Source organism: Acinetobacter sp. 228 (genome assembly GCF_048147885.1).
Genome location: NZ_JAYWYV010000289.1, coordinates 1 through 1,335, shown reverse-complemented (window position 1 = coordinate 1,335; position 1,335 = coordinate 1). Strand labels below are relative to the sequence as shown.

Genomic DNA, 1,335 nt, shown 5'->3' with positions numbered 1-1,335 from the left:
ATGCGAGTAGCTGGAAATGCAGGACGATTGAACGTATAAGTCATAACAATCTCGATGTTCGGTATTACACTAGGATAGGTTGGCGGATATTCCATTACTGTCAACCGACTGCTGTATTGTAGCCCCATAATGCTGGATTTGTACAAAATTATGGGTGTTTATCATGCTTTTAAATTTAGGCAACGTATGAGTGATGAAAAGAAAAATTGGACGGGGAACATACAATTAGGCGCCAAAACTGACCTAAATGTGGTTCTCAACCAATTGTGTAAGGCGTTTAATAGCTGTCCATTTTTTAAGCATAGTGGAATGATTATGCGTGTGGTAGATGGGCACATTGAAGGCTATGTTGAAATGCAACCTGACCTCATTGGCAATTTGGCTTTTCAGGTTTTGCATGGTGGTGTGGCTGCAACTTTGCTTGATAGCATTGGTGGAATTGTGGCAATGGAACATCTCTATCGCCGTTCAACCCCCGAAACCCTGCCTGAAACCATTAAACAGGTTACACGCTTGGCAACTGTCGATATGCGTGTAGATTATTTGGCACCGGGGCGTGGTAAATATTTTATTGCACGTGCCGAAGTCCTACGTTTAGGCCGCAAGGGCTGTACCATGCGCATGACCATGGTCAATGATGAAGATAAACAGATTGCTGCAGGCATTGCCTCATATGCCTATTAATCTAGGCATTTTAAGCATTTAAAAAGCGCTCAGGGCGCTTTTTTTCATATTAAAAAAGATAAAAATTTCACAAAAACTTTGAGATAAACATTAATTTAATTAGAACGAACGCATTAGTTATATTTTTTTATTCTCATATCATGAGGTTTTAGCGTTAAAATTGTCTCCTTTGACAATGCGGTATGTCTTGTTTATAGAAAAATAAAAACTCTATAACAAGGTGTAGTGCGAGATTGATGGCAAAGCCAACTCATCTTTAGGAACATACCATGACTGATGCACAAAGCAATGTACAAGAAACAGTGCCAACAACATCTGCCTCGGATGACAACATGCAAAACAAGCGCAAAAAATTTCTTGGTTTCTTTGCGCTGATTTTATTGATCGCCGCTATTTTATATGCAATCTGGGCATTATTTTTAAATCACTCGGTGAGTACGGATAATGCTTATGTCGGTGCAGAAACCGCGCAAATTACCTCAATGGTTAGCGGACAGGTCGCTCAGGTTTTGGTAAAAGATACTCAAACAGTACACCGCGGTGATGTGCTGGTTCGTATTGATGACCGTGATGCCAAAATCGCGTTGGCACAAGCCGAGGCAGAGCTTGCCAAAGCAAAACGCCAATATAACCAAACTGCGGCAAACAGTA

2 protein-coding genes are annotated in these 1,335 nt (G+C 40.9%); both read left to right on the top strand.

The genetic code is table 11. The annotated features are described in order from the left end of the window. The first annotated feature begins 186 nt into the window (after positions 1–186). Positions 187–684 carry a thioesterase family protein gene (locus VXQ92_RS18300; RefSeq protein WP_002156418.1) on the top strand — a complete coding sequence of 166 codons (498 nt, stop codon included), beginning with the start codon at positions 187–189 and terminating at the stop codon, positions 682–684. A 269-nt stretch (positions 685–953) separates the two neighbouring features. Continuing rightward, positions 954–1,335 (top strand): biotin/lipoyl-binding protein (locus VXQ92_RS18295; RefSeq protein WP_416682763.1); only part of this gene is annotated, 382 nt, incomplete at its 3' end.